This window comes from Amycolatopsis heterodermiae, assembly GCF_034929455.1.
Lineage (GTDB): Bacteria > Actinomycetota > Actinomycetes > Mycobacteriales > Pseudonocardiaceae > Amycolatopsis > Amycolatopsis heterodermiae.
Genome location: NZ_JAYFSI010000001.1, coordinates 1123429 through 1147800 on the forward strand (window position 1 = coordinate 1123429; position 24372 = coordinate 1147800).

28 protein-coding genes are annotated in these 24372 nt (G+C 71.1%); 11 read left to right on the forward strand and 17 right to left on the reverse strand.

Annotated elements, in window-relative coordinates:
- The first annotated feature begins 1 nt into the window (after position 1).
- The 6 genes from VA596_RS05500 to VA596_RS05525 all read left to right on the forward strand — a co-directional run bounded on the left by VA596_RS05500 (position 2) and on the right by VA596_RS05525 (position 4505).
- Positions 2–712: an ESX secretion-associated protein EspG gene (locus VA596_RS05500; protein WP_323324218.1), complete on the forward strand. Its 711-nt coding sequence runs from the start codon at positions 2–4 to the stop codon at positions 710–712.
- A gap of 72 nt (positions 713–784) precedes the next feature.
- On the forward strand, positions 785–1285 hold the full coding sequence (locus VA596_RS05505; RefSeq protein ID WP_323324219.1) for a hypothetical protein: 501 nt from the start codon (positions 785–787) through the stop codon (positions 1283–1285).
- Positions 1282–1848: a DUF3558 family protein gene (locus VA596_RS05510; protein WP_323324220.1), complete on the forward strand. Its 567-nt coding sequence runs from the start codon at positions 1282–1284 to the stop codon at positions 1846–1848. The genes VA596_RS05505 and VA596_RS05510 overlap by 4 nt, the downstream gene beginning before the upstream one ends.
- A 14-nt stretch (positions 1849–1862) precedes the next feature.
- On the forward strand, positions 1863–3293 hold the full coding sequence (locus VA596_RS05515; protein WP_323324221.1) for a hypothetical protein: 1431 nt from the start codon (positions 1863–1865) through the stop codon (positions 3291–3293).
- A 76-nt stretch (positions 3294–3369) separates the two neighbouring features.
- The gene (locus VA596_RS05520; RefSeq protein ID WP_323324222.1) at positions 3370–4131 is read left to right on the forward strand and encodes a PhzF family phenazine biosynthesis protein; all 762 of its coding nucleotides are present in this window, start codon (positions 3370–3372) and stop codon (positions 4129–4131) included.
- Positions 4131–4505 (forward strand): YccF domain-containing protein, encoded by a 375-nt coding sequence (locus VA596_RS05525; RefSeq protein ID WP_323324223.1) that lies wholly within the window; start codon positions 4131–4133, stop codon positions 4503–4505. The genes VA596_RS05520 and VA596_RS05525 overlap by 1 nt, the downstream gene beginning before the upstream one ends.
- Here the strand turns inward: VA596_RS05525 and VA596_RS05530 are convergent, their stop codons facing one another.
- From VA596_RS05530 to VA596_RS05560, 7 genes are all read right to left on the reverse strand, one after another.
- Positions 4506–5306 (reverse strand): metallophosphoesterase, encoded by an 801-nt coding sequence (locus VA596_RS05530; RefSeq protein ID WP_323324224.1) that lies wholly within the window; start codon positions 5304–5306, stop codon positions 4506–4508.
- Between the two features lie 37 nt (positions 5307–5343).
- Positions 5344–6138 (reverse strand): HAD-IIA family hydrolase, encoded by a 795-nt coding sequence (locus VA596_RS05535; protein ID WP_323324225.1) that lies wholly within the window; start codon positions 6136–6138, stop codon positions 5344–5346.
- A 351-nt stretch (positions 6139–6489) separates the two neighbouring features.
- On the reverse strand, positions 6490–7560 hold the full coding sequence (locus VA596_RS05540) for a sulfate/molybdate ABC transporter ATP-binding protein (RefSeq protein WP_323324226.1): 1071 nt from the start codon (positions 7558–7560) through the stop codon (positions 6490–6492).
- Positions 7557–8324: an ABC transporter permease gene (locus VA596_RS05545; RefSeq protein WP_323324227.1), complete on the reverse strand. Its 768-nt coding sequence runs from the start codon at positions 8322–8324 to the stop codon at positions 7557–7559. The genes VA596_RS05540 and VA596_RS05545 overlap by 4 nt, the downstream gene beginning before the upstream one ends.
- Before the next feature lie 58 nt (positions 8325–8382).
- On the reverse strand, positions 8383–9189 hold the full coding sequence (gene modA / locus VA596_RS05550) for a molybdate ABC transporter substrate-binding protein (RefSeq protein WP_323324228.1): 807 nt from the start codon (positions 9187–9189) through the stop codon (positions 8383–8385).
- Positions 9186–9590 (reverse strand): TOBE domain-containing protein, encoded by a 405-nt coding sequence (locus VA596_RS05555; protein ID WP_323324229.1) that lies wholly within the window; start codon positions 9588–9590, stop codon positions 9186–9188. Before VA596_RS05555 ends, modA begins: the two co-directional genes overlap by 4 nt.
- Before the next feature lie 33 nt (positions 9591–9623).
- Entirely contained in the window at positions 9624–10112 is a 489-nt protein-coding gene (locus tag VA596_RS05560; protein ID WP_323324230.1) for a MarR family winged helix-turn-helix transcriptional regulator, read from the reverse strand.
- A gap of 171 nt (positions 10113–10283) precedes the next feature.
- Here VA596_RS05560 and moaA point away from each other — a divergent pair, with 171 nt between their 5' ends.
- The 3 genes from moaA to VA596_RS05575 all read left to right on the forward strand — a co-directional run bounded on the left by moaA (position 10284) and on the right by VA596_RS05575 (position 13929).
- On the forward strand, positions 10284–11291 hold the full coding sequence (moaA, locus tag VA596_RS05565; RefSeq protein WP_323324231.1) for a GTP 3',8-cyclase MoaA: 1008 nt from the start codon (positions 10284–10286) through the stop codon (positions 11289–11291).
- Position 11292: 1 nt separating this feature from the next.
- Positions 11293–11553 carry a MoaD/ThiS family protein gene (locus VA596_RS05570; RefSeq protein WP_323324232.1) on the forward strand — a complete coding sequence of 87 codons (261 nt, stop codon included), beginning with the start codon at positions 11293–11295 and terminating at the stop codon, positions 11551–11553.
- A gap of 1731 nt (positions 11554–13284) precedes the next feature.
- On the forward strand, positions 13285–13929 hold the full coding sequence (locus VA596_RS05575; protein WP_323324233.1) for a transglycosylase family protein: 645 nt from the start codon (positions 13285–13287) through the stop codon (positions 13927–13929).
- An 88-nt stretch (positions 13930–14017) separates the two neighbouring features.
- On the opposite strand, the gene VA596_RS05580 is transcribed toward VA596_RS05575, so the two are convergent.
- Entirely contained in the window at positions 14018–14488 is a 471-nt protein-coding gene (locus VA596_RS05580) for a MarR family winged helix-turn-helix transcriptional regulator (RefSeq protein WP_323324234.1), read from the reverse strand.
- A gap of 56 nt (positions 14489–14544) precedes the next feature.
- Between VA596_RS05580 and VA596_RS05585 the strand changes: the two genes are divergently transcribed.
- Positions 14545–14991, forward strand: a complete 447-nt coding sequence (locus VA596_RS05585; protein ID WP_323324235.1) for a nitroreductase/quinone reductase family protein — start codon at positions 14545–14547, stop codon at positions 14989–14991.
- Here VA596_RS05585 and VA596_RS05590 read toward each other — a convergent pair.
- The 4 genes from VA596_RS05590 to VA596_RS05605 all read right to left on the reverse strand — a co-directional run bounded on the left by VA596_RS05590 (position 14978) and on the right by VA596_RS05605 (position 18087).
- Positions 14978–15898 (reverse strand): molybdenum cofactor biosynthesis protein MoaE, encoded by a 921-nt coding sequence (locus VA596_RS05590; protein WP_323324236.1) that lies wholly within the window; start codon positions 15896–15898, stop codon positions 14978–14980. The two genes, VA596_RS05585 and VA596_RS05590, sit on opposite strands and share 14 nt — an antisense overlap.
- Positions 15895–16365 (reverse strand): cyclic pyranopterin monophosphate synthase MoaC, encoded by a 471-nt coding sequence (gene moaC / locus VA596_RS05595; protein WP_323324237.1) that lies wholly within the window; start codon positions 16363–16365, stop codon positions 15895–15897. The genes VA596_RS05590 and moaC overlap by 4 nt, the downstream gene beginning before the upstream one ends.
- A 48-nt stretch (positions 16366–16413) precedes the next feature.
- Positions 16414–17802, reverse strand: coding sequence for an NAD-dependent malic enzyme (locus VA596_RS05600; protein WP_323324238.1), 1389 nt, complete (start codon positions 17800–17802; stop codon positions 16414–16416).
- Between the two features lie 105 nt (positions 17803–17907).
- Positions 17908–18087, reverse strand: coding sequence for a hypothetical protein (locus VA596_RS05605; protein WP_247058525.1), 180 nt, complete (start codon positions 18085–18087; stop codon positions 17908–17910).
- A 91-nt stretch (positions 18088–18178) separates the two neighbouring features.
- Between VA596_RS05605 and VA596_RS05610 the strand changes: the two genes are divergently transcribed.
- A complete protein-coding gene (locus VA596_RS05610) occupies positions 18179–20416 on the forward strand; it encodes a helicase-associated domain-containing protein (RefSeq protein WP_323324239.1) in 2238 nt (745 codons plus the stop codon).
- 304 nt (positions 20417–20720) lie between these two features.
- Here the strand turns inward: VA596_RS05610 and VA596_RS05615 are convergent, their stop codons facing one another.
- The 5 genes from VA596_RS05615 to VA596_RS05635 all read right to left on the reverse strand — a co-directional run bounded on the left by VA596_RS05615 (position 20721) and on the right by VA596_RS05635 (position 24353).
- Complete coding sequence (locus VA596_RS05615; protein WP_323324240.1) at positions 20721–21656, reverse strand: DUF742 domain-containing protein; 936 nt, start codon at positions 21654–21656, stop codon at positions 20721–20723.
- A 6-nt stretch (positions 21657–21662) separates the two neighbouring features.
- Positions 21663–22079, reverse strand: a complete 417-nt coding sequence (locus VA596_RS05620; protein ID WP_323324241.1) for a roadblock/LC7 domain-containing protein — start codon at positions 22077–22079, stop codon at positions 21663–21665.
- A gap of 403 nt (positions 22080–22482) precedes the next feature.
- Positions 22483–23091 (reverse strand): GTP-binding protein, encoded by a 609-nt coding sequence (locus VA596_RS05625; protein WP_086861435.1) that lies wholly within the window; start codon positions 23089–23091, stop codon positions 22483–22485.
- Entirely contained in the window at positions 23072–23866 is a 795-nt protein-coding gene (locus VA596_RS05630) for a DUF742 domain-containing protein (RefSeq protein ID WP_323324242.1), read from the reverse strand. The genes VA596_RS05625 and VA596_RS05630 overlap by 20 nt, the downstream gene beginning before the upstream one ends.
- Before the next feature lie 25 nt (positions 23867–23891).
- Positions 23892–24353: a roadblock/LC7 domain-containing protein gene (locus tag VA596_RS05635; protein WP_323325667.1), complete on the reverse strand. Its 462-nt coding sequence runs from the start codon at positions 24351–24353 to the stop codon at positions 23892–23894.
- Between the last annotated feature and the right edge of the window lie 19 nt (positions 24354–24372).

The window sequence follows — 24372 nt, forward strand, 5'->3', positions numbered from 1 at the left end:
TGTGCCGGAGGAATTCGCCCTGGGGCTGAACGAGGTCGACGTCGCGGTCCGGCGAACCGGCCTCCCGGCGAGCTGGCACCCGTTCGAGATCCGCAGCGCCGGCCACACCCTGGAGGAACACGACCGCCTGGCGGCCGAGTCCTGGGAAGCGCTCCGGGCGCGTGGCCTGGCGGGCCCGGACAAGCTGGACATCGAGGTCGAGCAGACCCTGAGGTCGTGGACCCAGCCGGAGGTCCTGATCATCGTCCGAGCGGCCGAGCTGGCAGACGGACGGCAGGTGCTCTACCGAGCAACGATCGGCCACGGCCTGGGCGTCTATTCGGAACTCGCGGGTGAAGAGGTCCTGTTCGCCCAGAGCCGTCCGGATCGCCTGGTCGATCTGGTGGTCGGCATGCTGCCGAGCTACCCGCCGGTGCCCCTGGCGGAGCTGGCGTTCGTCCGCGGCCCGTCGACGGCCCGCCGCGACCTCGACGCGGCCGCCGGGTTCTCCGCCTGGCCGCTGCATCGGTACGGCACGTTCGAACTGTCGGTCCGGCACGGTCAAGGCGCCCTGCACCCGGTCGGGACGGCCACCTTCGTCGACAACGACGGCGGCCGTTTCCTCATGTTCACCGACCCGCTCCCCGGCGGCGAGGAGCGGCTACGGTTCATCCCTTCGGATGGTTCTCACCTGCGAACCTGGCTCCACGAGGCGCGTGGCGCGAGCCACTGACACCGGCCCTTCGTCACTAGTACAGTGCGGAGGGACCACGCTGGGTGGTCCCAGGACGACGGGGAGGGCGTCATGGGCGGCTCACAGTTCGGCGCACCGGGAACGTTCACACCCCCACCCGCGGCAGCCGGCGACGCCGGTTCGAACTTCCTCTCGGGCCTGGTCGACGGCCCGGTGGACTCCGAGGCCGCCAAGCGGGTCTCGGAAGGCGGCCACAACCTCAAGGCGCTCGCCGAGGGCGGCCACTTCGCGGTGAACGAAGAGGGCTTCCAGGCCTACATCAAGGCATGCGACTTCTTCCTCGACGGCTACAACCGGATGATCCACGAGGTCTACATTTTGGCCAACCCGGCCAAGATGGGCGGCAGCGAATACGCCAAGGCCGTCGCCGACTTCAACGTGAAGGTGTCCGACGGTGACGAGGAGTCGCTGATCCCCAACCTCATCCGGATGCGTGATGGCGTCCAGCAGGCTCGTGAAGCGATGGTCATCGCTCGCAAGAACTACCGCGAAACCGAGGACACCCACAGCATGACGTTCGCCGAACTCAACAAGGGGCTGCAGGCGAAGTGACCGTACGACGCCCTTCGGTCGCGATCGCCGCGCTGATCCTCGCCCTCGGCCTGACCGCCTGCACGAGTCAGGTCGGTGGCCAAGCGAACCCCAGCCAGTCTGGATCGGGAACCTCTACGCCCACCTCGGCCAGCGCGACCGACGATCCGGGCAACCCCTTCGCCGGCCTGAGCCCGTGCACGGTGCTCGACCAGGTCCTCACCGGGCAGGGTTTCCCCAAGGCCGCTCCCACGATCGCGGACGCGAAGGAGACATGCGGCGCCTCCAAGGACACTTCCGGCAACACACCGGGGGTGACCGTGGGGTTGTCCTTGCAAGCCGGAGGCAATTACAAGGACAACGTCACCAACCCCCAACAAGCGAGTGACGGGAACGTCAACGGGCGCCCGGCAGTCGAGGAACGCGAACCCCAGCATTCGCCGGGGCAATGCGCGGTGAGGTTCCAGGTCAAGCAGGACTCACGGGCCTTGCTGGTGATCAGCTCCGGATCGGATACGGCGACCGCCTGCAAGCAAGCCGAGGAAATCGCCGCGAAGGTCGAGCCACTACTGCCGAAGAACTGATACGGAGACCTGTCATGAGTCAGCCGCACCGGGCGCAGCATCGCCAGTCCGAGGGTGACTACTACGCGTCCACCGAACAGAAGCTCCAGGGCCACGGCGGAGACGGTCAGCGACTGACCGAGAAAGCCGCGTCGGACTACTCGGTCGCGCAGGGAAAGCTCCTGCAGCAGGGCCAGAACTTGCGTGGTGACGCGCCGGCCCCCGGTGAGAACTACGCGAACAGCCCCCATGAGGTGCTGTACGACATGGTGCACAAAGACCTCGACATCGAGGGCATCAACGACCGCAGCAAGGTCGCGAACGTCTACGGCAACTGGCTGGCCGACGCTTCCAACCAGTTCCGTGACGCCGCCACGGCGGCCGGCGGGCAATGGCAAGGACCCGCAGCCGACCAGGCGAACACGTTCTTCCAGAGCACAGCCGGCCACACCGAAGAAACCGGCACCGCGATGCAGCTGGCGTCGAACCACTACTCGCAGCAGTCGGCCGCTGCGCACTACGCCAAGACGAACATGCCCGAGCCCACCGGGTTCGACCAGCAAGCCGAGATGGACAAGGCGAAGCAGCAGTACAACTCGGGCGATCTGGTCGGCATGAGCAACACGATGAGCGGCATCCAGGCCAAGCAGCAGCAGGCTGACGCCGCGCACCAGCAGGCCGTGCAGGTTCTCCAAGGTCTCGACGGCACCTACCACGAGACCGCCAGCACTCAGCCCACCTACTCGCCGCCTCCTCAGCTGGGGTCCGGTGACAGCACCACCGCCAGCGGGTTCCACGGCACCAGCAGCACCAGCTTCACCGGCACCCCCACCATCGGGGGCACCGGCGGGACCGGAACCGGAGGAACGACCGGCGGCTTCAGTGGGGTCGGCGGGACCGGCGGGGGGACCGGCGGCAGCTTCCCCGGCACCACGACGCCCCCAGGAACCACGCCGCCCAGTACCTTCGTGGGGCCTGGGACCGCCAGTGGGACTGGAAACCTCGGCGGTGGCAACACCGGCTTCCGCGGGGCTCCGGCCCCCAGCGCCTTTCCGCGGGTGGGGCCCGACGGGCTTGCCATTCCTCCGGGCGGTGCGTCCGGGACCGGTGGTGCCGGTGGGGACATCACGCGGGGCAAGTCCGGTGTCGGGCGGGCCGGGAGCGGCTTTGCCGGGTCTCGGGTTTCCGGTGGCGGAGCCACCGGGGGGCCGAAGGAGACCGCGGGCGAGGGCGGCAAGACCGGTGCCAAGGGCTCCGGGGAACGGCTTGAGCGCGGGGCCACCGCGGCCGCCGCGGCGAAGGGCAAAGGGGGCGCCGCCGCGGGGGCGGCCGGTGCCGGCAAGAAGAAGGAAGACGACAAGGAACACAAGAACAAGATCCAGCTCGAGGAAGACCTCTTCGACCTCAAGCCGGAGCGCGGGCCGGACGGCGAGAAGATCGTCCGGCCGACCATCGGGGAGGCCTGACCCCTAAGGGGTTGCCCTGGTCGCGCGAGAAAAGCGTCACCACCACCAGGCCAAAAGCCCTGGATACAGTGGAAGCATGCGCTTCTTCATCGTCGACGCCTTCACCGACCGGGCCTTCGCCGGGAACTCCGCCGGGGTCGTTCTCCTCGACGCGCCCGCCGAGCCGGCCTGGATGCAGGCCGTCGCTGCGGAGATGCGGCACTCCGAGACCGCCTTCGTCGTCACCACCGGGGACGGGCCGAAGTCGTTGCGGTGGTTCACCCCGGCGGCCGAAGTCGCCCTCTGCGGGCACGCCACCGTCGCCACCACGCACGTCCTCGGCGGCGAGCAGGTCTACACCACTCTCAGCGGCGAGCTGCGTGCGAAGGCCGCCGACGGCTGGGTCGAGCTGGACTTCCCCTCCGACCCGCCCGCCGACACCGAAGACGACCTGTCCGCGATCCTCCCCGGCGTCGGGATCGAGCGCATCGGACGCGGGGTCGACAACCTCTTCGCCGTCCTCCCGGACGCCAAGGCCGTCCGGACGCTCGAACCCCGCCTGAACGAGCTGAAGGCCACCTGGAAGGGCCGCCTGCTGGTCACCGCCGCGGGGGACGTCGACGGCGTCGACTACGTCAGCCGGTTCTTCGGGCCCGGTGTCGGTGTCGACGAAGACCCCGTCACCGGCTCGGCGCACTGCATCCTGTCGCCGTACTGGTCCGAGCGGCTGGGCAAGACCGAACTCACCGGTGAGCAGGCGTCGGCGCGCGGCGGGATCGTCCGGACGCGCCAGAACGGCGACCGGGTCCACCTGTCCGGCCAGGCCGTGACCGTCGTGAGCGGGGAGCTGCACGTCTGATGCGCACGCTGCTGAACATCATCTGGCTCGTGCTCTGCGGCTTCTGGATGGCGCTGGGCTACCTGGCCGCGGGCGTGATCTGCTGCATCCTGATCGTCACGATCCCGTTCGGGCTCGCGTCGTTCCGGATCGCGCGCTACGCGCTCTGGCCGTTCGGCCGCACGGTGGTCGATCGGCGTGACGCGGGCGCGCCGTCGTTCCTCGGCAACGTCGTCTGGTTCCTCTTCGCCGGGCTGTGGCTGGCGATCGGGCACGTCTTCACGGGCATCGCGCTGTGCGTCACGATCATCGGCATCCCGCTGGGCGTGGCGAACTTCAAGATGATCCCGGTGTCCCTGATGCCGCTCGGCAAGGAGATCGTCGAGCTCCCCTGATCACGGCTCCGGCTCGTACGGCAGCGGCACCACCAGGCACGGGCCGCCGACGAACAGGCCGCCGTCCACGCCCAGGGCCTTGCCCCCGGCGTACAGGAACGGGCCTTCGATCTGCGTCGGGTGGATGCCCAGCTGGTCCGCGATGACGCTGTGCCCGTGGACGATCCGCGACCCGCCCAGTGCGTCCATCAGCTTCTGGGCGTTTTCCTCGCCTTCCGGGCCGCGGAACGCGTAGCGCGTCGTCATGCGGCGCCAGACGTCCCACCACGACTCGATGTCCGACCCCGTGAGGATCTCGCGGGCGGACTCGTTGATCGCCTCGACCGAATCCCCCCAGTCGAGGTACTCCAGCGTGTCCGAGTGCAGGAGCAGGTGATCGGCGGCCAGCGCGGCGAGCGGGCGCGCGGCCAGCCACTCGATGTGCTCCGGGGTCAGCCGGTCCTGGTCCGAAAGCAGGCCGCCGTTGATCTCCCAGCTGCGGGCGAAGCTGCGCGGGCCGAAGTCGGACGGCACGGGCTCGTCGCCGAAGTGGTACATGCCGAGCGCGAGGATCTCGTGGTTGCCCAGCAACGTCTGCACGAGACCGCCGGCGTCGGCCGCCTGTTCCTCGAGCTGCATGACCAGGTCGATCGCGCCGACCCCGTCCGGGCCGCGGTCGACGAAGTCACCGAGGAACCACAGCTGGTCCTCGCCCCCTGACCAGTTGTCTTCGTCGTCCACCAACCCCTCGGCGCGCAGAGCATCGGCCAGTTCATCCCGGTGGCCGTGCACGTCGCCGACAACGTACGTGGAGTTGCTCATCCGCTGACGATAAGCCCTGCTTCCGTTTCGACGTCGATCAGCCTTCGCCGAACGGGTCCGCGGTTCGCCCGATCAGGTCGGCGATGGAGTCGATCACCAGGGTCGGCCGATACGGATAGCGTTCGGCCGACTCCCGGGTGGATATGCCGGTGAGCACCAGAATCGTCTGCAGGCCGGCTTCGATGCCCGAATGCACGTCGGTGTCCATCCGGTCGCCGATCATCAGCGTCGACTCCGAATGCGCACCCAATCGGCGCAGCGCCGAGCGCATCATCAGCGGGTTCGGCTTGCCGACGTAGTACGGCGAGCGCCCGGTGGCCTTCTCGATCAGCGCCGCGACGGAACCGGTGGCGGGCATCGAGCCCTCGACGCTCGGGCCGGTCGCGTCCGGGTTGGTCGCGATGAACTTCGCGCCGCCCTCGATCAGCCGGATCGCCCGCGTGATGGCGCTGAAACTGTACGTGCGCGTCTCGCCGAGGACGACGTAGTCCGGGTCGCGCTCGGTCAGGACGTAACCGACCTCGTGCAGCGCCGTGGTGAGGCCCGCTTCGCCGATGACGTACGCCGAGCCGTTCGGCCGCTGCGACGACAGGAACTTCGCCGTCGCCAGTGCCGACGTCCAGATCGCCTCTTCGGGGATGTCGAGCCCGGTGCGCTCCAGCCGGGCCCGCAGGTCGCGCGGGGTGTAGATCGAGTTGTTCGTCAGCACCAGGAAGTCGATGCCGTTCGACTTCAGCTCGGCGAGGAACTCGTCGGCCCCGGGAACGAGGTGCTCCTCCTTCACCAGGACGCCGTCCATGTCGGAGAGATACGTCCACCGGCGCTCATCCATGGGCGAAACCTATCACGCGCGCGAGGCACCTGCGTTCTTCACCGAAAAGCTTCGCGCGCCCGGCACACGAGGGGGTTCGCGGAATTACTTCGTGCGCAATTCATCCAGACCCCGCACAATCGTCGAGCGTCCGGCGGCGACTGGACCGATCACCGCGCCGAACTGGGGGCTCACGAGGTTCCTCGACCCGCTGCGCGTTCCGGCCGCGTTCCCGGGGTGCAGTACCAGCGGCAGCACTCACCATTGCCGCCGAGCACGTTGCGGGGGGCCGACAATCGAATTGCGCAACGGCAGGAAAAAACGGATTTCGCGGTCGAATCAAATCGACGGTGAGTTCCCGCTCGTCGCCGTTCAGGGCCCGGTGGCGGCCGGGTGCACGCTGACCGTCGCGGCCTTCACCGACAGCGTCACCGCCGAGCCGGGCTCCAGGGCGAGCTCGGCCACGGCGGCCGGGGTGAGGTCGGCGGTGAGGCCGTGCGCCCAGCCGCCGGCCTCCGCCCGGACGCGGATCACCGGCCCGTGCGGCTCCAGCGCCGCGACGACGGCGTCGGCCGTGTTGCGCGGGCTCCCCCGGTGCTCGCCGTCGTGGGGGTAGACGGCGACGGCGTTCGGTGGGAACACCGCGACCGCCGGCTCACCCTGGACCACGTCGGACGCCGGGATGCCGGAAACGACGTCACCCGACGGTGTCCGCAGGCCGCCGTCGACCGCGGTGCCGGCGATCAGGTTGAGGCCGGCGATCCGCGCGGTGAACGCCGTTCGCGGGGCGGACAGCACGTCACGGGTCGGGCCGCGTTCGACGACGCGGCCGTCGTTCATCACCGCGACGTGGTCGGCAAGCGCGAGCGCGTCGAGCGGGTCGTGGGTGACCAGGACGGTCGTCGGGCCGGTCTTCAGCACGCGCCGCAGCAGGCCGCGGATCGCGGGCGCGGCGTCGACGTCGAGGGCAGCGAACGGCTCGTCGAGCAGCAGCAGGTCCGGCTGGGCGGCGAGCGCCCTGGCGATCGCGACGCGCTGGGCCTGGCCGCCGGACAGCTGGCCGGGGCGCCGGTCGGCGAGCTCGACGGCGTCCACTTCGGCCAGCCAGAAGTGGGCGAGGTCGCGCGCGGCGCGGCGGCCGGCGCCGGTCGAGCGCGGCGAGAAGGCGACGTTGTCCACTGCGGACAGGTGCGGGAAGAGCAGGGCGTCCTGCGAGAGCAGCCCGATGCCCCGCCGGTGGGGCGCCAAGTCGGCCAGCGACCGCCCGGCCACGGTGATCTCCGCGGACCGGGGCGCGATCAGCCCGGCCAGGCAGCCCAGCACCGTCGACTTGCCGGAGCCGTTCGGGCCCAGCAGCGCCAGGACCGTCCCGGTCGGCACGTCGAGGTCCACCGACAGCTCGAACGAACCACGCACGACGTCGATCCGGGCGGCCAGGCTCATCGCAGGCCGCCTTCCCACGAGCGCGGGCGCGCGACGGCGATCACGACGACCGCCACGATGATGAGCAGCAGGGCGAGCGCCACCGCGCTGTCGACGTCCACTTCGGCCTGCGTGTAGACCTCGAGCGGCAGCGTGCGCGTGACGTCCTCGAGGCTGCCGGCGAAGGTGATCGTCGCGCCGAACTCGCCGAGCGCGCGGGCGAAGCTGAGGACGACGCCGGAGCCGAGCGCGGGCAGCAGCAGCGGCAGCGTGACCCGGCGGAAGACGGTCCAAGGACGCGCGCCGAGCGTCGCGGCGACCTGCTCGAAGCGGTCGCCGGAGCCGCGCAGCGCCCCTTCGAGGCTGACCACGAGGAACGGCATCGCGACGAACGTCTGCGCGATGACCACCGCGGTCGTGGTGAACGGCACCGACTCCCCGGTCAGCGTGGTGATCAGCATGCCGAGGAAGCCCTTGCGGCCGAGCAGGTAGAGCAGCGCGAGCCCGCCGACGACCGGCGGCAGCACCAGCGGCAGCAACACGATCGAGCGCAGCAGGCGGACGCCGGCGAACCGGGCGCGGGCGAGCACGACGGCCAGCGGCACCCCGAGCAGCACGCAGGCCACAGTGGACAGCGCGGCGGTGATCAGCGACAGCCGCAGCGCGTGCAGCGAAGACGGCGTGACGATCAGCGAGGGGAAGCGCGTGAGGTCGGAGCGCACCAGCAGCCCGACGACGGGGAGCACGACCAGCGCCAGCGCGAGCGTGGCGGGCACGGCGAGCACCCACGGAACCCGCGAACGGCCGGCCGGGGAGTGCCCCGGCCGGCCGTTCGCGAGACGGTTACGCCGCAGGGCCGAACCCGACCTTGGTCAGCTCGGTCTTGCCCTCCGTGCCGAGCACGAAGTCGTCGAACTCCTTGGCCAGGGCACTCTGGCCGCCCTTGACCACGGCGATCGGGTAGTTGTTGATCGCGCCGCTCGCCTCGGGGAAGTCGACCTTGTCGACCTTGCCCTTGGCGGACGTGGCGTCGGTGACGTAGACCAGGCCCGCGTCGGCGTCGCCGGACTGGACCTTGGCCAGCACCTGCTTGACGTCCTGCTCCTCGCTCTTCGGCTTGAGCGTGACGCCGGTGTTCGTCTCGACCTTCTTGGTCGCCGAGCCGCACGGCACCTGCGGGGCGCAGACCACGACGTTCAGACCGGGCTTGTTGAGGTCTTGAAACGACTTGATGTTCTTAGAATTGCCCGGGGCGACGGCGATGGCGAGCTTGTTGGTGGCGAACACGGTCGGCTGGCCGTCGATCACCCCGCCCTGCACGGCCTTGTCCATGTTGGCCTGGTCGGCGGAGGCGAAGACGTCGGCCTTCGCGCCGTTGGTCAGCTGCTGGACCAGCCCGGACGAACCCGCGAAGCTGAACTTCACGGTCACGCCGGGGTGCGAGGCTTCGAACTCCTTGCCGAGCGCGGTGAACGACTCGGTGAGGGACGCGGCGGCGAACACGGTCAGCGTGCCGCCGGCGTCGCCGGTGCCCTTGGGCGCCGGGGCGCTGGCCGAGGACCCGCCGGTTTGCGTGCTGGGCTCGTCCGAGCTGCTGCACGCGCCCGCGAACAGGGCGACGGCCGCGACGGCGAGAACAAGCTTCTTCATCGACTTCCTTCCGGTGTCTCCACCACGACAGTGGTCGCTTTGACCACCGCGACCGCGAGCACCCCCGGGCGCAGGCCCAGCTCGCGTACGGCTTCCGTACTCATCAGGGACACCACGCGGTGTGCCCCGCACTGCAGTTCCACCTGGGCCATCACCTTGTCGGCGACGACCTCGGTGACCAACCCGACGAACTTGTTGCGGGCGGAGCGGCCGACCGCGGACGGGTCGTCGGGGCCGCTCGCCTGGGCCCGGGCGAACCCGGCCAGCTGGGCGCCGTCCACGACCTTGCGGCCGGCGGCGTCGTCGGTGGCGGTCAGCTGGCCCGCGCGCACCCAGCGGCGCACGGTGTCGTCACTGACCCCGAGGAGGCGTGCTGCCTCGGACAACCGAAATTGCGGCATGGCGCAGACATTATCGCCGCAGTTGAGGAAAAGCTATGCGGGGCGCGAATTGTGCATGATCTCGGCGCGTAGCTGTTCGAGCATGACATTCTGATAACGCTCGATGACTTTTCGCTCGGCCGGTGAGAACTGCGCGAGCATCTCGCGAAGCCCGTCGAAGGCCGACTGGAAGAGCGGCGCGTAGCGCTCCACGGCCCCGGGCACGACCTCGACGAGGACCTTGCGCCGGTCGTCCGGGTCGCGCACGCGGCGGACCAGGCCGACCTTCTCCAGCCGGTCGATGACCCCCGTCACCGCGCCGGTCGACAGCCCGGTGAGCTCGGCGATCCGGCCCGCGGTGAGGGGACCGTCGGCCTGTCCGACCAGGTCGAGCGTCTTGTGGTCGGTACCGGACAGCCCCATCCGCTCGGCGATCCGCGCGTGCCGGAGTACGGTCAGCGTGCTGCTTTCGCGACCCAATTCCGCGAAGCGGAAGAGTTCCGCTTCGGAGACCGGGTACGGCTTTTCCGTCGTGCTCGACATCACGCGTCCTTCTCCCGGTGTGCCGTAGGGGTAGTTCGGCCGCTGAACCACTCACTCCGCAAAGTATCCTAGCGATCACCTCACTTCGCGCGTTCCAGAGTTAGGCTGTGCGTAATGACGGCAGTGGATCTCGGGTTTCCTCGCGTCCCCGGTACACGAGGTTCCTCTCGTGTGCCCAGGCCCGAGAACCCACGACTCATCGACACCTTCGGCCGGGTGGCCACCGATCTGCGGGTTTCCCTGACGGACCGGTGCAATCTGCGCTGCACCTACTGCATGCCCGCCGAAGGCCTCGACTGGATGCCGGGCGAGCAGGTCCTCACCGACGACGAGCTGGTCCGGCTGATGCGGATCGCCGTCGAGACGCTGGGGGTCACCGACATCCGGCTCACCGGCGGCGAGCCGCTGCTGCGGCCGGGTCTCGAGGACCTCGTGGCGCGGATCACGGCGCTCGAGCCGCGGCCCCGGCTGTCCATGACCACCAACGGGATCGGCCTGGCGAAGCGCGCTCCGGCGCTGGCCGCGGCCGGGCTGGCCCGGATCAACGTGTCGCTCGACACCATCGACCCCGCGACCTTCCTCGAGATCACCCGGCGCGACCGGCTCTCGCACGTGCTGGCCGGCATGGCCGCCGCGCGCGACGCCGGGATGACGCCGGTCAAGGTCAACGCCGTGCTGATGCGCGGCATCAACGACACCGAGGCCGTGGCGCTGCTGAAGTTCTGCCTCGCCGAGGGCTACCACCTGCGGTTCATCGAGCAGATGCCGCTGGACGCCCAGCACGGCTGGAACCGCGGCGAGATGATCACCGCGTCGGAGATCCTCGGGATGCTGGGCGAGGCGTTCTCGCTGACCCCGTTCCCGGTGGCCCGGGGTGGCGCGCCGGCCGAGCGCTGGCTGGTCGACGGCGGCCCCGGCGACGTCGGCGTGATCGCGTCGGTGACCCGGCCGTTCTGCTCGGCCTGCGAGCGGACCCGGCTGACCGCGGACGGCGCGGTGCGCTCCTGCCTGTTCAGCAACGACGAGACCGACCTGCGGGCCCTCCTGCGCGCGGGTGTGCGCGACGAAGAAGTGGCGGACGCCTGGCGCGCGACAATGTGGGGGAAGCTCGCAGGGCACGAGATCAACGACGCCGGGTTCGCACAGCCGATCCGGCCGATGAGCGCGATCGGCGGCTGAGATGACGACCCTGACCATCGTGGTCCGGTACTTCGCGGCGGCGCGCGCCGCGGCCGGTGAGGAAGAGGAGAAGGTGCAGCTGCCTTCGGGCTCCTGCGTCGCCGACGCCGTGGCCGAGCTGCGCCGCCTCCACCCGGAGGAGCTGCCACGGGTCCTGGAAGCGGTCAGCTACCTGCTCGACGGCATAGCGGTCCGCGACCTGACCCGCCCCCTGAAGGACGGCGCCGAGCTGGACGTCCTCCCCCCTTTCGCCGGCGGCTGACACAGCTGGTGTCGTCGCTTCAATCACACGTGAAGCCCCTCCAGACACGCGTGATGCCTCCTCAATCACGCGTGATGCCCCTCCAGACACGCGCGATGCCCTCGCGACACGCGTGATGCCTCTCCAGACACGCCTGGCACCCCCTCGATCACACGCGAAGCCCCCTCTCGGCAAGCGCGATGCCCTCGGTCACGCGCGATGCCTCCTCCAGACGCGCGCAATGCCTTCCCCGATCACGCGCGATGCCCTCGCATCGGCGGTGGCGCTCATATAGATAGGTGCGCCACCCTCCCCGCGAGGCGCGCCACTCCTCCTGGCGGCGGTGTCGCCCTCTCAGCGGCCGTGTCGCCCTATGAATAGGTGCGCCGCCTCTCGCGATGGGTGCGCCGCCTTGCTGCCACACGCGCTGCCCTCCCGATAGCGGCGCCGGCCTTCTCGATACTGCGCCGCCCTTCCCGGCAGCCACGCCGACCCTCTCGATGGGCGACTTACCCCTCCCGGCGGCCATGGCGCTCCCATAGACAGGTGAGCCGCCCTTCTCGCTGGGTGCGCCGCCTCTCAGCGGGGAGCGCCTCCCGATCCCGGCGGCCGGGTCGCCCCTCCCGGCGGCTGCGGCTGCCCTATAGATAGGTGAGTGCCCTCTCGCTGGGCGTGCCACCCCTCCCGCCGCGCGCCGCCTCCCAGGGGTTGTGCCGCCCTCCCCGACTGCCGAGTCGCCCCACCCGGCGGCCGCGACTGCCCCCACATACACGCGAGCGCCGCTCTCGGCGGGTGTGCCACCCTCCCGCCACGCGCGCCGCCTCCTGGAGGGAGCGCAACCCTCCCGAAGGGAGGCTGCGCCCCTTCCGGCGGCGTCGGCGCCCCTATAGGTGCGCCGACCCTCCAGGTATGCGAGCCGACCCCTGGATCCGCGAGTTGTCATCCAAGTACCCGAGCCGCTCGTCCCGGTCCGCGAGTTCGCCCGACCCGTACCCGAGCCGACCACTCAAGTACGGCAGCGACCGCTCGCCGACGCGGGTTCGAAGCCCCGGCGTGTTGCGTCAGCGGTTCCGGGCGTTCGCGGGAGGCTTAATGCAAGATCGACTCCACCCCGTCCGGTGACCCGTTTCGCCTGGCTGGTCGCAGTCCGTCGTCCGAGCCGGGGGGAGCTGCCCGGGCGGACGACTCCGACCGTGGTCGCAAACCGCTCGAACAGGTGGGACTGGAGTGACTCGTGGGGTACATGAGGCGTCTATGTCAAGTCTGGCGAACCGCCACAAGGCCCCATAAGATGCGCCCTCCATTGGTGATCCAGGGGGCACGAATGGGCCATTCGCTACGCAAAACACGTGATGCAAGCCTCACGATCCGTGTTTTGTCTCGGCTAGGAAACGGGCAGATAACGGCCCTCTGACCTGCACTAACACCCGTATCGGCAAGGGTTGCGTGCTGTTACTGTGACGTAGGTCACGCCTCGAATAATTTCCGATCACGGCTCTCGTTACGTACCGTCGCTAATCGGCTGGCCCCGACCAGTCGAACGCAACACCGGGAATCCGTAGCGCCTAGCCCTGTCCGACGGATCCCCGGACCCATACCCCGAGCGAAAGCATTTCCGGACAGGGACGAGGGGACGAGGACGACGCGTCGTGCGTCGGATCCGTCTGCCGGCTTGAGACAGCCGGCGCCAGGACCCCGATCCTGACCCTCAGCACAGGCTCGTAGGCGCAGGGAAGCCTGAGAAGCATTCAGATGTCTTACCGAGGCAAGCACCGCAAGATGTCCGCTGCCACCCGCACCGTCGCTCGCGTCGCCATCGCGGGTATCGCGGTCGGCGCTCCCCTCGCAATCGCCGCGACCCCCGCGTCGGCGACGAACTGGGACGCCATCGCGCAGTGTGAGAGCGGCGGCAACTGGAGCATCAACACCGGCAACGGCTACTACGGCGGCCTGCAGTTCACGCAGAGCACCTGGAAGGCCTACGGCGGCACCGGCAGCGCTCAGGGCGCGTCCCGCGAGCAGCAGATCGCCGTGGCCGAGCGCGTTCTGCAGGGCCAGGGCATCGGCGCCTGGCCGGTCTGCGGCAAGAAGGGCGGCGGCGGTTCGTCGACGGCCCCGCGGACCGCGAAGACCACCACGCCCAAGAAGGTGACTCCGAAGAAGAGCACCCAGGCTCCGAAGCAGGCGACCCCGAAGCAGGCGGCGCCGACGCAGACGGCCGGCGTGAGCAGCTCGAACCCGTCGGGCAACTACACCGTCGTGGCGGGCGACACGCTGTCGAAGATCGCCAAGCAGTTCAACGTCCAGGGCGGCTACCAGAAGCTGCAGGACCTGAACGCGAAGTACATCCCGAACGCGGACATGATCCTCGTCGGGCAGAAGATCGCCACCAAGTGACGATCGCGCAGTGATGCGTAGGTCCGGCTTCAGGCCGTGACTCCACGAACCCTCCACCGCCAATCCCCCGGGCGGTGGAGGGTTCGTGTCATCTCTCCCGGACCCGGCGCGCCTCCGCGAGCTGCATGCGCTCGCCGCGGCGCAGCAGGTCGACGATGAACGCGAGCTCCTCCGCCGAGTAGCGCTCGAGCAGCTCGCGCCCGGCCCGCTCGACCGGGCCGTAGACCTCCTCCAGCAGGTCCACCGCACGCGCGGTCAGCTCCACCACCGCCCGGCGCCGATCATCGGCGTCGGTTCTTCTCGTCAGGTGACCGGCGTGGGTCAGCCGCTGGATCGCCGTCGTCGTCGCGGCCGGGCTCAGGCCGGCCGCCGTGGCCAGACCGCCGGCCGTCAGCGTGCCCGCGTTCGCGACCAGGCCGATGATCCGCAGATCCGTCCGGTTGACGCCGAACGCCGCCGCCGCGGCCTCGTCGACCAGGTCGTTGGCCGCACCGAAGTCGGCCGCGGCGTGGGTGGCTTCGGTGATCAGCTCGGCCCGGGACCTCAATTGCTTCGACACTCGAAAGAGTCTACCGTGACCGGCAACTCCTTCGATCGTCGAAAGGATTCCCCGCCGTGACGACCCTCCCTGGCTGGCTGCGTCCCGCCAACCGGCTCATCCGCCTGCTCACCCGGGCCGGCCTGCCCCTGGGCACCATCCACGTCCTGACGGTGCCCGGCCGCCGGTCGGGCACCCCGCGCCCCACGCCGGTCTCGCCGCTGACCGTCGACGGCCACCGCTACGTCGTCGCCGGCCTGCCGCAGTCCGACTGGGCGCGCAACGTCCGCGCCGCGGGCCGGGGCGAGCTCGCCCGCGGACGGCGACGGCAGGCCGTGACGCTCACCGAGGTCACCGACCCGGACCTCCGCCGCGACGTCGTGCGCGCGTTCCCGCGCGAGGTGCCCCACGGCGTGCCGATGTTCGTCAAGCTGGGCATCGTGACGGCGGCCGACCCGGAGCAGTTCGCCGCGGCCGCCGACCGCGTCGCGGTCTTCCGCCTCGAACCCGTCAGGGCGAGTTGACCCACTCGTCGGTGCCGTCGGTGAAGTGCTGGTGCTTCCAGACCGGGAGACGGGCCTTGACCTCGTCCACCACCTCCGCGCACGCGGCGAACGCCTGGCCCCGGTGCTCGGCCGCGACGGCGACCGCCAGCGCGACGTCACCGATGGTCAGCGCGCCGATGCGGTGGCTGACCGCGACCGCCCGGACGCCGGTCCAGCGGGCCGACAGGTCCGCCACGACGTCCGCGATGACCTGGCTCGCGCTCGGGTGGCCCTCGTAGGTCAGGTCGCGGACGCCCTTGCCGCCGTCGTGGTCGCGGACGACCCCGGCGAACGTCACCACCGCGCCCGCCGCGTCGTCCTCGACCAGGCGGGCGTGCTCCTCCACCGAGAGGGTTTCCCCGGTCACCACGGCCCGCGCGACGCGGACCGCGGGGCCCGACGCGGGCGGTCGCGGGTGGTCGCCACCGGCCAGCTGGTCGACGGCGTGGTCCAAGATGCCGTCGAGGACCCCCAAACCGTCCCTCACGCCGCCGCTGGAGCCCGGAAGGTTCACGATGAGGGTCCTCCCCGCAACACCGGCCACACCGCGCGAGAGGACCGCTGTGGGCACCTTGGGGAGGCCGGCCGCGCGGATCGCGTCCGCGACGCCCGGCAGCTCGTGGTCCAGGGCCGCCCGCGTGACGTCCGGGGTGCGGTCGGTCGGGGAGATCCCGGTGCCGCCGGTGGTGAGCACGACGGCCACGCCGTCGGCCAGCGCGGCCCGCAGCGCCACCCCGACCGGGTCGCCGTCCTCGACCACGACCGGCGCCGGGACGTCGTACCCGCGGTCGGCCAGCCAGGCCACGATCACCGGGCCGGTCTTGTCCTCGTAGATCCCCTTCGCGGCGCGGTTGGACGCCACGATCACCCGCGCACTGCGCTTCACGGCCGCTCCCAGGTCCCGGTCTTGCCGCCGTCCTTGCGGAGCAGGCGGACCTCGTCCAGCGTCGCCGCCGGATCGACGGCCTTGATCATGTCGTGCAGCGTCAGCCCGGCCACGGCCACCGCGGTCAACGCCTCCATCTCGACGCCGGTGACGTCGGTGGTCTTGGCGGTCGCGCGGATCCCGACCTCGGCCTCGCCCAGCTCGAACTCCACCTTCACGCCGGACAGCGCGATCTGGTGGCACAGCGGGATCAGCTCGGGCACCCGCTTCGCGCCCATGATCCCGGCGATCCGGGCGGTGGCCAGCGCGTCACCCTTGGGGAGGCCGTCGCTCGCCAGCAGCCGGAGCACCTCGGCGGTGGTCCGCACGGTCCCGGCGGCGAGCGCGGTGCGCGCGGTGGCGGTCTTGCCGGAGACGTCGACCATCCGGGCGGCGCCGGTCCCGTCGACGTGGCTGAGTTCACTCACCAGCCGAGGCTACTTCCGGGGCCCCCGGCCGGAGGCCCCGGGACGGGCTCAGCGCTCGGCGCGGACCGCCTTGCGCACCGCCTCGGCGACCGCGGGCGCCACCGCGCTGTCGAACACGCTCGGCACGATGAACGACGCGTTGAGCATGCCGCTGTCCACGACGTCGGCGATCGCGTCGGACGCGGCCAGCAGCATGTTGTCGTCGATGTTGTTCGCGTGCGCGTCGAGCAGGCCGCGGAAGACGCCCGGGAAGGCCAGCACGTTGTTGATCTGGTTCGGGAAGTCGCTGCGGCCGGTCGCCACGACGGCGGCGTGCTGCTGCGCCTCCAGCGGGTCGATCTCCGGGTCCGGGTTGGCCAGCGCGAAGACGACCGCGTCGTCCTTCATGGTCGCGACCTGCTCGGCGCCGAAGAGGTTCGGCGCCGAGACGCCGATGAAGACGTCCGCGCCGGCCAGCGCCTCGTGCAGGGTGCCGCTGACCTGCTCCTTGTTCGTGTGCGAGGCGATCCACGCGAGGTTGTCGTCGAGGTTGCCGCGGGCGGAGTGGACGATGCCGTCGATGTCCGCGGCGACGATGTCACCCGGGTTCTTGCGCAGCAGCAGCCGGATGATCGCCGAGCCGGCCGCGCCGACGCCGCTGACCACGATCTTGCAGTCCTCGATGTTCTTGCCGACCACGCGCAGGGCGTTGCGCAGCGCGGCGACGACCACGATCGCGGTGCCGTGCTGGTCGTCGTGGAACACCGGGATGTCCAGCTGCTCGCGCAGCCGCTTCTCGATCTCGAAGCAGCGCGGCGCGGCGATGTCCTCGAGGTTGATCCCGGCGTACACCGGCGCGATCGCCTTGACGATCTTGATGATCTCCTCGGTGTCCTGGGTGTCCAGGCAGACCGGCCAGGCGTCGACGTCGGCGAACTTCTTGAACAGCGCCGCCTTGCCCTCCATCACCGGCAGCGCGGCGGCCGGGCCGATGTTGCCCAGGCCGAGCACCGCGGAGCCGTCGGTGACGACGGCGACGGTGTTGCGCTTGATGGTCAGCCGGCGCGCGTCCTCGGGGTTCGCGGCGATCGCCTGGCAGACGCGGGCGACGCCCGGGGTGTAGGCGCGGGAGAGGTCGTCACGGTTGCGGAGCGCGACCTTGGGGGCGACCTCGATCTTGCCGCCGAGGTGGATCAGGAACGTCCGGTCGGAGACCTTGCGGACCTTGACGCCGGGCAGCGAGTCGAGCGTCTGCGTGATGTCGTTCGCGTGGTTCTCCGACAGCGCGTTCGCGCTGATGTCGACCACGATCGCGTCGGAGTGGGACTCGACGACGTCGAACGCGGTCAGCACCCCGCCGACCCGCCCGACGGCCGTGGTGAGGTCACCGGCCGCACTGGTCGAGGCCGGAGCCTCGACCCGGACGGTGATCGAATATCCGGGACCGGGAACCGGCATGGCACTTACCCCCGCGTGGGAAAACTCGGTTGGGACGGGAGCGAACCTACTCCCGTGACCGCCCTCACGAGCCGCCGATACGGGTACTGACCAGTAACTATGCGGTCAGCGGTTGATCTCGGTCTCGGGGTGCACGTAGGGCACCGTGTCGAGCGGGAACGTGAGATCCCCGAACGGCGACAGCGCGCCCTGGCGGTCCGACGCCAGTTCGGTCACGGGGTGCTCACCGGCCTCGCCCGGCCAGGTCGGGTCGACACCCTTGTGCTTCTTCTCGCCCTTGGCCACAACGTCCTCCACACAGCCGCGCTCTTTCTTCCGGGGACAGTCTGCCCGAGCCCGGGCAGGCTCGGCCAACCGCCCGGTACCCTGGCCTTCTATGCCCGCGACCTCCTTGGCGGACTGGCTGCGTACGGAGTCCGACGACGTGCTCGCGGAGCTCCTCCGCACGCGTCGCGACCTGTCGACGCCACCGCCCTCCGACAGCACCGTGCTGGCCACCCGGGCCGGCACGCCGGGTTCCGTCGCGCGTGCCTGCGAGGACCTCGACACGCTCACCCTGGCCGTCCTCGAGGCGTGCCTGCTGGCCGGCGCCGACCGCGACCCGGTGCCGGTCGAGGACGTCGCGAAGCTGGCCGGCGCCGACATCACCGTGCCGCTGGCCCGGCTCCGCGCCCGCGTGCTCGCCTGGGGCCCGGACGACGCGCTGCGTGTGCCGCCCGCGGTCCGGGAGGCGCTCGGGCCGTTCCCGGCCGGGCTCGGCACGTCGTCGCCCGCGCTGGCCGGCGAGGACCTCGAGGCGCGGCTGGCCGAGCTGCCCGACGACGAACGCGGGGTGCTGAACGCGCTGGCCGCGGGCCCGCCGATCGGCCGCACCCGCGACGCCGGGATCGACCTCGCGCTGGAGAAGGCCGGCACGCCGGTGCAGAAGCTGCTCGCCCGCGGGCTGCTGCTGCGGCGCGACGACCAGACCGTCGAGCTGCCGCGCGAGCTCGGGATCGCCGTGCGCGGCGGGGTGTTCGCGCCCGGCACGCTCACCGAGCCCGAGCTGCCGGTGCACCCGCACCGGGCGTCCACTTTGGACGAAGCCGCGGCCGGCGAGGCGATGGAGTTCCTGCGCCACACCGAATCCCTGCTGCGCGCGTGGTCGGCGTCGCCGCCGCCGGTGCTCAAGTCGGGCGGCCTCGGCGTGCGCGAGCTGAAGAAGCTGGCCAAGGACCTCGAGATCGACGAGACGCAGGCGACGCTCCTGGCCGAGCTGGCCGTCGGGGCCGGGCTCGTCGCGGACAGCGAGACGACCGTGCCCGAGTGGGTGCCGACGACGCTGACCGACTCCTGGCTCGCGTCGCCGACCGCGCAGCGGTGGATGACGCTCGCGCAGGCGTGGCTGGAGCTGCCGCGGCTGCCCGGGCTCGCCGGCGGCCGCGACGCCAAGGACAAGCCGGTCGCGCCCCTTTCGGAGGAGCTGCGGCGGCCGCTGGCGCCGGTCGCGCGGCGGCGCGTGCTGACCGCGCTGGCCGACCTGCCCGAGGGCGCCGGGGTGAAGAGCGCCGACGAGCTGGTCGCCGTGCTGGCCTGGCGCGCCCCGCGGCGCGGCGGGCGGCTGCGGGACGACACGGTGCGCTGGACCATGGCCGAGGCGAGCGCGCTCGGCCTGGTCGGGCTCGGCGGCGTCACGACGGCGACGCGAGCGCTGCTGGCCGACGACCGCCCGGCCGCCGTCGAAGCGATCCTGGACGCGCTGCCCGCGCCCGTGGACAAGGTGCTGCTGCAGGCCGACCTGACGGTGGTCGCGCCGGGTCCGCTGGAGCCGGAGCTGGCCACCGAGATGGACGCGGTCGCCGACATCGAATCGGCCGGCCACGCGACGGTCTACCGGATCACCGAGGGCTCGGTGCGGCGCGCACTCGACACCGGACGGACGGCGGACGAGCTGCACGCGCTGTTCAAGGCCAAGTCGGCGACGCCGGTGCCACAGGGGCTCAGCTACCTGATCGACGACGTCGCGCGGCGGCACGGGCGGCTGCGCGGCGGGGTCGCGGCGTCGTTCCTGCGGTGCGACGACGAGGCGCTGCTGGCCGAGGTGCTGGCCCACCCGATCGCGGCGGAGCACGACCTGCGGCTGATCGCGCCGACCGTCGTGATCAGCCCGGACCCGCTGCACGAGGTGCTGGCCGGGCTGCGCGGGGCCGGGTTCGCCCCGGCCGCGGAGGGCCCGGACGGCCGCGTCGTCGACATCCGCCCGGGCGGCCGCAGGCTGCCGGCGAAGGCCCGCGCGGCCCGCCGCAACCCGGGCGAGCAGGCGGTGCTGACCGACGACCAGGCCGAGCGGATCGTCTCCAACCTGCGCGCGGGCGACGCGGCCACGGCCCGCCGCCGCGGTTCGACGGTCCAGGCCCACCGAGGTGGCGGCGCGGACACGTCGGCGACGCTCGAGCTGCTGTCCCGGGCCACGCTGGAACGCCGCGAGGTCTGGATCGGCTTCGTCGACTCCCGAGGCACCGCCAGCCAGCGCGTGGTCCGCCCGATCCGCGTCGGCGGCGGGATTCTCGAGGGTGAGAACAACGAGCGCTACTCCTTGCACCGCATCACGTCGGCCGCACTGGTCGAGGACTAGCGCGGGTCGGCTTCGCCGCGACGGCGGTATCGGACGACCGCCGGCGCACCGGTCGAAACCAGCGCTCGTCGGCGATGCGAGCGGACTCGTCGCGCGGGCGATCCCAGCTCGGCGGCCAGATGCGCAACCGGTCGGTCTTGATGGCGCAACCGATCGCGCGGGAGATCCCAGGCCGGAGCCATCATCGGCGACCGTCGGCCGCGCTGGTCGAGGACCAGCGCCCACCGGCCGGGACGCATCTTTCCTAGCGAAAGCTCCGCTTCGAGCCCACCCGAGGCCGAGCTTTCGCTAGGAAAGTGCGTTCTCAGAGGGCTCGCAGGCCGGCCAGGACGCGTTCCATGAAGTCGCGCGATGAGCGGTCGCCCAGGATCAGTTCCGTGTGGTGGACCAGGACCAGGCCGATGTCGGCCATGTCGCCGACCAGCACCTTCACCACGCCCAGCGGTAGCCGCAGGTGCGCGGCGATCTCGGCGATCGACCGCGTGTCCAGGCAGAGGTCGCAGATCCGGCGGTGCTCGACCGACCGGACGCCGCGGTAACGACGGCCGTCGTCGGACGTCGAGACCAGCGCCTCCAGCGCGAGGTTGTGGTCGGACCGGGTGCGGCCGCCCGTGCGGGTGTACGGGCGCACCCGCGAACCCGCGGAGCCGACCCGCACCGGGCTCGCCGCGCGTACGGCCGGCTCGTTCCAGGCCGGTTCTTCGTAGCCGTACGGCTCGGCCGCCTGCGGGATCCAGCGGGTCTCCGGGTCCGGCGGGGGTGTCCAGCCCGTCCGCGGGTCGACCGGCGGGGCCCACGCAGGCGGGGGCGCCGCCTGGGCACGGGGCGGCCGGGCGACGGGCGGACGCGGGGCCGGCGGGCGCGGCGCGGGCGGGCGCGGGGCCGGGGAACGGCCGGCGCCACGCGGTGGCGTCCAGGTCTCCACCGGCGGCGGCTCCGGCTCGTACGGCTCCTCGTCCTGCCATTCCGGCTGGTCGGGGTCGTAACCGTCGTCGTAGGCGTCGTCCTCGACCGAGGACGCCGAGGAACCCCACTCGCGGGTGTCCTCGTCGGTGTAACCCTGCGGATCCGGCTGCGGCTGTGAGGGTTGCGAGGTCTGGGCCGGACGGCGTCGCGGCATGATGGTCGACAACGTCGACATGTCGAACTTGCTCGGTGAGTCGAAACCCTCGCGTTCGGTGCCGCGGTGCAGTGCGTCCCAGCCGGTGGAGTCCGGATCGTCGAATCCCGAAATCCTCATCGTGTCCTACCCACGCACGCCGCCCTGCAGCTGCGCGCGCAGCTCGGGGGTGATCTGCTGGCCGACCCGCTCGACGAGCAGCGTCATCTCGTAGGCGACCGTGCCGATGTCGCACGTCGGCGCGGCCAGGATCGCCAGTGACGACCCGTCCGAAACGGACATCAGGAACAAGTACCCGCGCTCCATCTCCACCACGGTCTGGTTGACCCCGCCCGCTTCGAAACAGCGTGCGGCTCCGTGCGTCAGGCTGATCAGTCCGGAGGCCACCGCGGACAGCTGCTCGGCGCGCTCCTGGGGAAGGCCTTCGGACGGCGCCAGCAGCAGACCGTCGGCGGACACCAGGACGCCGTGGGCAGCGCCGGGTACCCGGCGCACGAAGTCCGTGATGAGCCAGCCGAATGTGCCCTGGCCGGATGCCGTCACTACTGCCCCTCCTTGCTCGTGCGGCGCCGCGCGCCGCACCCCGGAGTGGCCGGCACGGCCGGTCGACGACGCCTCCGTAAAGCGTATTCGCACCGCCGGTGGTGTCGAGTCGACCACCGGATGACCGCTGCGCACCCTACGTGTGCGCACGACTGCGCACCGCATCGACCCGGACGGGTCCACACGTGCGCAGGACGCTCCGCGACCGCGGGCACGACCCGAGGCGACGGGACGTCCGCGCTGGTCAGCCGGGTTTCCAGTAGCCCGGCTGGGCGGCCCTGTCCTCGACGGTACCGAACCGGCGGCGCCCGGCACTGCTCCGGACGGCCGCCGCACTCCCCGAAGTGGGTGAAGCACGCGGAGTTCACTCCAACGGCCGCATCCGGTTCGGGGCGTCATCGGGCTATCCCGCGCGCAACGCCGAATCGTGCGCGATCGCGTGCTGGACGACCGAGATGAGCACCTGCTTGGCGGAGTCGCGCTCGCGCGCGTCACACGCCATGATCGGGACCGACGGCGCGATGGTCAGCGCGTGCCGGACGTCCTCGATCTGGTGGTGCAGCAGCCGGTCGAAGCAGTTGATCGCCACGACGTAGGGCAGCTTCCGGTTCTCGAAGAAGTCGATCGAGGGGAACGCGTCGGCGAGCCGCCGCGTGTCCACCAGCACGACCGCGCCGATGGCGCCGACCGCGAGGTCGTCCCACATGAACCAGAACCGGTGCTGGCCCGGTGTGCCGAACACGTACAGCACCAGGTCCGAGTCCAGTGAAATACGCCCGAAGTCCATCGCCACGGTGGTGGTGGTCTTGTTGGGCGTGGCCGAGGTGTCGTCGTGTCCGACGCTGGCCTCGGTCATCATGGCCTCGGTGGTCAGCGGGTCGATCTCGGAGATCGCCCCGACCAACGTTGTCTTCCCCGAACCGAACCCGCCGGCGACCACGATCTTGGCCGACGAGGTCGGACCCGTCACCTGCGGCGCGTTCGCGTCGGAGTCAAATTCTCCGAAGCCCACTGAGCACCCTTTCCATGAACTCGATACTCGGCCGGTCGCCCACGTTCTGGTTGCTGGAGTGCACCAGCACCAGCCCGAGCCCCGCCACGTCACCAATCAACACCCGCACCACGCCGAGCGGCAGCCGCAGCAGCGCCGCCACCTCGGCCACCGACCGGGTGTCGAGGCACAGGTCGCAGATCGACCGGTGCTCGGGTACCCGGACCCGGTCGAGCATCCGGCCCTGTTCGCTGGTCGAGATCAGCGCCTCGATCGCGAGATCGAGGGTCGCCTTCGTCCGGCCCCGGGTCCGGAAGTACGGCCGGACCAGGCCCGACGTCTCCATCTCGGTCGCCGGCGGCTCGTCGACGTACTCCTGGTGGGCCTGCCGCGGCAGCGCCGCGGCCAGCTCCCCGGAGTCCGGTCCCGACGAGTAGTCGCGATCGCGGCCGTTGCTGTACGCGGCGAAGTCCGCCGCGTCGTACAGCGGCCCGCTCGACCCGCCGAACAGCTCCGCACCCGGACCGCCGAGCAACCGGTCGCGGTACTCGTTGCTGCCGGGCTGGATGGGCCGGATCGGCTCCTGCCCCGCGTTGCTGTCGGTCAGCCAGTTCGGCGGCTCCCGGACGGGGTCGCTGTCGGAGGCCTGCACCCGGCGCGTCCGCCACTCGCGGTCGACTCGTTCCCGGAAGGACTGCCAGTCCTCCCGGCCGTCGTCCGGTCCCGGCTGCTCGGACCACCCGCCGGAGAAGTCGTCACCGAGCCGGCCATCGCCCCTCAAGCGCCCGTCATCCACGGCTCTCTCCTCGGTTCCCCGGTCCTCAGCGGCGGACCGCTGCGCCCTGCAGTTGCGCGCGCATCTCCGGTGTCAGCTGCTGGCCGACCCGCTCCACCAGCAGGGTCATCTCGTAGACGACCAAGCCGATGTCGCTTTCGGGCGACCCGAGCACCGCGAGACAAGAGCCGTCGGAAACCGACATGAGGAAGAGGAAGCCGTTGGCCATCTCGACCACGGTCTGCGCGACCGTGCCACCTTCGAACACCTTGGCCGCGCCCCGCGCGAGGCTGGTGAGCCCCGACGCGACGGCCGCCAGCTGGTCCGCCCGGTCCTTGGGGAGGCCCCGAGAGGCCGCCAAGAGCAGACCGTCCGCCGACACCACGACCGCGTGGGCCGCGCCGGGCACCCGGTGCACGAAATCCGTGATCAGCCAAGCGAAGCTGCCGGAATTACCCGCCTTGGCCTGCGCGGAGCCACCCGGCTGCGCGGAGCCACCCGGCTGCATTGCACCCGCCCGTGTCACT

Bases quoted from the DNA above. Each gene is read 5' to 3' on its own strand.
- VA596_RS05575 (WP_323324233.1), top strand. From the start codon at position 13,285: ATGTCTTACCGAGGCAAGCACCGCAAGATGTCCGCTGCCACCCGCACC.
- VA596_RS05600 (WP_323324238.1), bottom strand. From the start codon at position 17,802: ATGCCGGTTCCCGGTCCCGGATATTCGATCACCGTCCGGGTCGAGGCT.
- modA (WP_323324228.1), bottom strand. From the start codon at position 9,189: ATGAAGAAGCTTGTTCTCGCCGTCGCGGCCGTCGCCCTGTTCGCGGGC.
- VA596_RS05505 (WP_323324219.1), top strand. From the start codon at position 785: ATGGGCGGCTCACAGTTCGGCGCACCGGGAACGTTCACACCCCCACCC.
- VA596_RS05530 (WP_323324224.1), bottom strand. From the start codon at position 5,306: ATGAGCAACTCCACGTACGTTGTCGGCGACGTGCACGGCCACCGGGAT.
- VA596_RS05610 (WP_323324239.1), top strand. From the start codon at position 18,179: ATGCCCGCGACCTCCTTGGCGGACTGGCTGCGTACGGAGTCCGACGAC.
- VA596_RS05540 (WP_323324226.1), bottom strand. From the start codon at position 7,560: ATGAGCCTGGCCGCCCGGATCGACGTCGTGCGTGGTTCGTTCGAGCTG.
- VA596_RS05520 (WP_323324222.1), top strand. From the start codon at position 3,370: ATGCGCTTCTTCATCGTCGACGCCTTCACCGACCGGGCCTTCGCCGGG.
- VA596_RS05525 (WP_323324223.1), top strand. From the start codon at position 4,131: ATGCGCACGCTGCTGAACATCATCTGGCTCGTGCTCTGCGGCTTCTGG.
- VA596_RS05515 (WP_323324221.1), top strand. From the start codon at position 1,863: ATGAGTCAGCCGCACCGGGCGCAGCATCGCCAGTCCGAGGGTGACTAC.
- VA596_RS05560 (WP_323324230.1), bottom strand. From the start codon at position 10,112: ATGTCGAGCACGACGGAAAAGCCGTACCCGGTCTCCGAAGCGGAACTC.
- VA596_RS05555 (WP_323324229.1), bottom strand. From the start codon at position 9,590: ATGCCGCAATTTCGGTTGTCCGAGGCAGCACGCCTCCTCGGGGTCAGT.
- VA596_RS05635 (WP_323325667.1), bottom strand. From the start codon at position 24,353: ATGCAGCCGGGTGGCTCCGCGCAGCCGGGTGGCTCCGCGCAGGCCAAG.
- VA596_RS05570 (WP_323324232.1), top strand. From the start codon at position 11,293: ATGACGACCCTGACCATCGTGGTCCGGTACTTCGCGGCGGCGCGCGCC.
- VA596_RS05615 (WP_323324240.1), bottom strand. From the start codon at position 21,656: ATGAGGATTTCGGGATTCGACGATCCGGACTCCACCGGCTGGGACGCA.
- VA596_RS05535 (WP_323324225.1), bottom strand. From the start codon at position 6,138: ATGGATGAGCGCCGGTGGACGTATCTCTCCGACATGGACGGCGTCCTG.